We start from the raw sequence: 6289 nt of genomic DNA, 5'->3' as shown, positions 1-6289 counted from the left end.
AATAAAAATGTTTCGGAACATAATTAAGAACAATCTTGTATAAATGCTTTCAATAGATTTACTTTTATAACCATTTAATTTAAGAATAGCAATTTCCTTTCTTTGAATTCTAAGAAAATTTACCATTAATAGTACTGCAGTAATAATTGAGGTAATTACTAAAAAAACACTCAGAATAATTAAAATATATTGTGAGGTATTAATATTCGCAGAAAAATTTTCAAAGCTGTTAAATGTATAGCTGGTATAATATTTATGCTCTTTTAAAAGTTCACCAACTTTATCTACATCCTTAATATCCTTTACATAAACTATCACTTTATCAAGTTGGGTTTCTTTTATGTATTCCAAGCTATTTTGGGAATTCTGATACATAATTTCGGTTAGCTTTAGAGCCTGATCCTCATTTACATATGCCTGATTGTTATTCGGAATTGAGTGAATTAATATTGCATTTTCTTTTTTGGCACCTTTCTCTGCTAATATATCTATATTAACTGTTTTACTTGAGGAAAAACCTCCATCCTTTTCTTCTATTATAGGTACATTAAGTTTTATACTTTCATCATTAGTATCTCCGACACAGATACTATTATCCTTCAATGTGCAGCCTTCACTAATTAGAAACGCAAGTTCCTTGTTTAATCCTATTAAAGAATACCCTGATTCCATAGAAGAATTAAATACAGTTGGTAAAATAAAAATAGGATAGGCTTTGGCTCTTTCTAATAAGCCATTTTCTTTTATAAGTTGATTAATAATATCCTTATCATTTAGTTGAACTGTACTTGTAGAATCACCTTCTTCTTTTCCATTTACATGAATTACTTTTACATTATTATTAGTCAAAAAATCTCTATTTATCGTGTAGTATTGGTTCGATATGTAAGAAACCATGTAATTTAACATGCTAAGAGAAATCACCAAAATGACTACAGATATGGTAAGGAAATGGTGTGTCTTTTTTCTTAGCACTTTTACAACAAAATTCTTATTCACTTAATCTTCCCCCTTCTAAGGATAGCATAGTATCAGCATAGTCCTTTACTAAAGGGTCATGTGTTGTAATTATTATTAATTTATCTTTAGAAATATTTTCCAGTATCTTTAGAAGATCTTCTTTTATTCCCTGATCAATACTTGCCGTAGGCTCATCTAAAAGTATTACTTCTGGTACATTTAACAGGGCCCTTGCTAATGATACCCTCTGTTTCTCACCACCTGAAAGAACCGAAACTTTCTCATCAATAAGATTATCTATACTTAAACTTATACATATTTTCTTAATAATATCATCATATTCATTTGTACTGTAACTTGTTAGATTCAACTTGATATATAAATTCTCTCTTACAGAAACATTAGTAAGAAGCATATGTTCTTGCATTACATATTCTAATTTACCAAATCTGCAGTGAAGCTTTCCGCTATCAGGTAATTCAAAACCTGCCATTATGTTTAACAAAGTTGATTTCCCACTACCACTTATACCATATATCGCATACAATCCATTATTATTAAACTTGTAATTAAGTCCACAAAGTACCCTTTGTTTATAACTTTTATGTATATTCTCTAATTCAAGTAGTACAGTCAATTTTAGTCCCCCAGTACTAACATTTTGCTATCACTGTAAATAATTACTTCAGACGGACTTATATCAAAGCCTATAAATTCCGTACCAGAATGGAGAAGTTTCTGATCATTGACATCTCTTACTTCATACGATCCCATATCATTAACTTCTAATATATATTCGTCAAGAACCCATGCAAATACAGATCCTTCCTCCAATTCTTTAAGAACCTTATTTCCACAGAAAATCTTATGAGTTTTTAAGTAACAAACATCTCCAGAAAATGTACTAAGATTCTGAGAAACATCCTTGGCAACTAACTCGAATTTTGAAAGAGAAAGATTTGTTTTATATAAATCTTGTCTGTCTTCATCATGTAATAGAAGAAAAATATTATTATTTGAAGAAATTCCAACCCCAAAGATTTTTTCAGTTTTTTCGTTACTCTCAGTCTTAATTTGTTCAAGTTCATCCTTTTCATTTAACTGAAAAAAACCTTTAAATGTCTGCTCTTCAGAAGTATATTCCATTACGGCAAAGATATAGTTATCATCTATTACTGCAATTGGAAAAATTGCCTCCTTATTATTTTTATGTTCATAAACAGTATGTAACCGTTCATTCTCATTTTTCATAATTTTAAAGTTATTTTCAATTGAATTTCCACTAGTTACATATAAATCATTCCCAGGAAGTCTATATTGAAACTCATTATCTGTTGAATCAATTTTCCCTGTGAGTGACTTTATTTTTATATCGTATGTATGGTACTGAGACCCATCATAAACAAGTTTACAGTTTTCACCAGAACAACCTAGGTTTTCATTATTAATTTCTGCATCTTGGTCACAGCCATATATTAATAAGATTAAACCTATCAATAAAAATAAAAACCTTTTCATGCCATCATCTCCAAAAAATAAGGAGTTAGGTTGTACTTGTTACATGTACAGAACCCTCTGCTCATTTAACAATTCCTTACAATCTAAACTCCTTAAAAACAATTTAACAACTATTCTATTTACTATATTTATACGTTTAATTTAAACTAAGTATTTTTTTTAAAACACTTAACAATTGAAGTAACTAATGTGAATTAACATATCGAACAAATACATAAATCTTAAACAGATGCATTTATCGACCAAGATCTAGCATCGCCTTTGATTTTTACTTTTGCTTCATTCTGAATTGAGACTGATGAACCTTTGTAATCTATTCTAGGTTTAATAACTGCATTTCTTCTATTTGAGTAAGCACCTTTTGCCCCATTCGAATTTTGCCAGTAAGCACTTTTACAAACATTTTGCCATGAGCTACTTGAACTAGCAGATGCACCATCAACTGAAATTCCAATTGACATTGATGCACTATTTCTTAATGATGCACAAGCTTCCCAAGTAGTCTTAATCCAATCGACTGACTTATTACCAGAATAAATAGCAGATGTCTGATAATTAAATTGATAAGTATTACCACTTGTAGTTAAAGGCGATCTCCAAGCATTGGATGTGAGCTTTCCATATGGAGTGTTAACAGAATTGTCATCTTTTGCTGCATGTGCAGAATTTACTGTAAAACTAAATGCGCATATACCTACTGTTACACCCATAATAATCTTTTTGAAAATCTTCATTAAACGTTCCTCCCACGATATACTGATAATATTTAATGTTTCGGATTTAATATAGATAAAAGAACAGGATCATAGACAAGGAATATCAATGAATTACTCCCCGAATTAATTATTTTGCTTACCTTAGTTCCATGGAAACTATGTCTTTATATCATAATCTTCAAGAGACTATTTAGATATTACCAAATAATGTATCGATACAGGATAATTTTAACATATAATGTCATTTTTTTACAATATAATATATATTATTTATTATTTTCTATTAACCAACAATTATGGCTTTTTAATCTATATCTAGGGTTAAACAATAAGTAATTTTAGTTTCAATATGAGGGAAAAACTAAAGTCTGTTCCTATTAAAACCAGTTTAATTATTATTTGTTAATTAAAGTTCTTTTTCTTAATATGATATGGCCAATAAAAAAAAGTAATAATGCTAATCCAATATTGGTAATTGCCTTTTCAACTATTAAATGCCGAGAGCTCTCTATATCGAAAAACATAATATTATAGATTGGAAATAGGTTTGAGCCACCTGTAAAGTATTTTCCTGCAGCATATCCTACGATACATAGGATTGGAAATACAATCGTTCTTGTCATTACCGTTAAGCAAAAACCAACCGCTCCATATAGGATGCACTGTGGGATATACTGAAAGACTTGTGTAGAGAATTGTACCAATTCATGTCTTAAAGAAATAGGAATCATTCCTAGAATTAGTAGTAATATATATAAGATTAGAAATATTATAGAACGAAGTACTCCATGAAAGAAAAACGAGACAGGGTATGTAAACAATACTTCCTCCATATTTTCCTCGTAATAATCAATAAACAAATATATGCACCACCATGCTGCAAGTGGGCAAATGATAAATTCGATAAATAAGGACAACTTTCTTGTTATCTCCGGACCTAGTTCTGTGTAACTAAGGAAAATCAAAAAAAGGACCGAAAGTACCGGAACGAAGAATGATATCCCCATTGACTTTACTTCAAATAATATATCCAATTTCTTTAGTTTGTTCATACATAATCCTCTTCTTGAGTAAAATACAAATATGCATCCTCTAATGTCGGTTCTACGACATAATTATCATCATCTTGTGTAATAAAATACCGAACAATATATTCCTCACTACTCTCCTTCGTTGAAATAATTTTTAAAGAATCATAGTCTACCTGGTCTATAGGATATACTCTCTCTGCTACTTTTCCTTTTACTAAACTCAACAACTCAGATTTCGTTCCAAATTTGATAACCTTTCCATTTTTCAATATACATACTTTGTCACAGGTTGTTTCTATATCCTCAACAATATGTGTAGATATAACAATATTCCTATTTTTACCGAGTTTTCTGAGCAATCTTCTAAATCGGACTCTTTCTTCAATATCAAGACCTACTGTAGGCTCGTCTACTACCAGCAGCTGAGGATTTCCTAACAGGGCTTGGGCTATTCCAACCCTTCTTAGCATTCCCCCAGATAATTGTTTTATCTTCTTTGATTTCACATTTAATAAATTGACCTCATTCAATGTTGATTGGATCATCTCATTCCGATTTCGTTTATCTATCCCCTTTAATAAAGCTAAATGATTAAGGCAATCAAGTATTGTCATATTTTTGTACATTGAGAAATGCTGAGGCAAGTAACCAATATGGGGTCTGACCTCCATTTTATTTTTCCAGTCAAGTTTGCCAGAACGAATTGACCCACTACTTGGTTCAATAAGCGTTGTTAAAATTCTCATCAAAGTTGTTTTTCCAGCTCCGTTGGGTCCTAACAAACCAACTGAACCGTTAATTTTAATATTCACATTCTGAAGGATTTCCTTTCCTTTTATGCTTTTATCTATATTACTAAGTATAATTGGATCCACAAAATCACCTCATCTATTATAAGTATTTAGCAAGTTATTTAAATCATCCCAACTTTTACCTTCACGAACTAACTTATACCATTCCTTGTAGAAAGTGTGCTGACTATCAGTTGCCTCATCTGTTTTTAACCAATTACGTAATCCATCTAATACCGAGTCTACCTTTTCATTTTTTGTTAAATTATAGTTAATAAAATGATTTACAAACCCAGTATCATCATTTAAGCCCATTTGTTTATTTAATGTTTGAGAATAAACACAATTAAATAAGCTATTGAACTCATATTGACTTTTATCATAAGGTAAATCCTTTGTTGTAAATGCGGGAATTATTTCGTACGTTAAGTCATCAATGAAATCTTTAAAATAGTTTCGGTCAGGTTCAGCATAAACTGGTGTTCCTATAATAATGGATTGATCATCAATAGAGGCACTTTCACCGATTAGAGTATCACTTATATTTAGCGTAGGTAAAAAGTAAACATACTTAGGTTTTTCTATGTTATCCATTGATAATAAAGTAGTTACCTGCTTATATACTGTATTAACGTATGTATCAAATCGCTTTAATTCTTGCATTGACTCCTCCCAAGAGATTGGGTAAATATAAGTCTTATTGTCATCTCTTTTTTCATTTAACATTCCCGAAATAACAGTAATCCCAGAAGAACTACTTCCGCTCCATTTATTTTTTGTTTGATTTTTTAAGTTTGTATAAATTTTTTTATTATAATTAATTTCTAATTGATATTTTGTCTCTTCCATATATTTATGTGAGATTCTATGTAAGCCTTTTTGATTGGAAACAATATCAAATGCTGGTGCAAGATTCGTACTAGGAATCCATGCAAAATGATTTGGTAAATAGATAGCTTGTTGATTACCAAAGTACAAGTTAGTTTGCAGTCCCTCATAATTAAACGTCAAGCTAATTCGTTGGCCTACTTTAAGCTTTTCATTTAATAGAACTTCAACTGTATCACCAGCTTGAAGAAAATCTATATTTTTACCTTCTATTTCTATTTGATTGACTTCAAATTCGTGAAACAACGTAAAGAAAAGCTTACTCAAGTCCTTTTTCCCTGCATTTTGAATCTTAACATCAACCTCTAATTCTAAATTCTGTTTAGGGGTTAAAAGTATATCTACATTTTCTATTTTTATGTTTTGCTCTTCATTTAGCATATTT

General features: G+C 30.3%; 7 protein-coding genes. All 7 read right to left on the bottom strand.

Annotated features, from left to right (window positions below; all coding sequences use genetic code 11):
• The coding region (locus tag HU235_RS22570) for an ABC transporter permease family protein (RefSeq protein ID WP_174881668.1) at positions 1-999 on the bottom strand (999 nt) is incomplete at its 3' end.
• The gene (locus HU235_RS22565) at positions 992-1597 is read right to left on the bottom strand and encodes an ABC transporter ATP-binding protein (RefSeq protein WP_174881667.1); all 606 of its coding nucleotides are present in this window, start codon (positions 1595-1597) and stop codon (positions 992-994) included. The genes HU235_RS22570 and HU235_RS22565, both read right to left, overlap by 8 nt.
• A gap of 2 nt (positions 1598-1599) precedes the next feature.
• Entirely contained in the window at positions 1600-2478 is an 879-nt protein-coding gene (locus HU235_RS22560) for a hypothetical protein (RefSeq protein ID WP_174881666.1), read from the bottom strand.
• Positions 2479-2699: 221 nt separating this feature from the next.
• Positions 2700-3212, bottom strand: a complete 513-nt coding sequence (locus HU235_RS22555; RefSeq protein WP_174881665.1) for a hypothetical protein — start codon at positions 3210-3212, stop codon at positions 2700-2702.
• Positions 3213-3589: 377 nt separating this feature from the next.
• Positions 3590-4246, bottom strand: coding sequence for a hypothetical protein (locus HU235_RS22550; RefSeq protein ID WP_174881664.1), 657 nt, complete (start codon positions 4244-4246; stop codon positions 3590-3592).
• On the bottom strand, positions 4243-5100 hold the full coding sequence (locus HU235_RS22545) for an ABC transporter ATP-binding protein (RefSeq protein WP_174881663.1): 858 nt from the start codon (positions 5098-5100) through the stop codon (positions 4243-4245). The genes HU235_RS22550 and HU235_RS22545 overlap by 4 nt, the downstream gene beginning before the upstream one ends.
• A 9-nt stretch (positions 5101-5109) precedes the next feature.
• Positions 5110-6289, bottom strand: a 1180-nt coding sequence (locus HU235_RS22540) for a hypothetical protein (protein ID WP_174881662.1), incomplete at its 5' end; no start/stop codon positions are given.

Origin of the sequence: Metabacillus niabensis, assembly GCF_902829255.1 — a bacterium.
Taxonomy (GTDB): domain Bacteria; phylum Bacillota; class Bacilli; order Bacillales; family Bacillaceae; genus Metabacillus; species Metabacillus niabensis.
The sequence above is the reverse complement of the archived record's forward strand: the minus strand, read 5'-3'. Positions and strand labels throughout refer to the sequence as shown.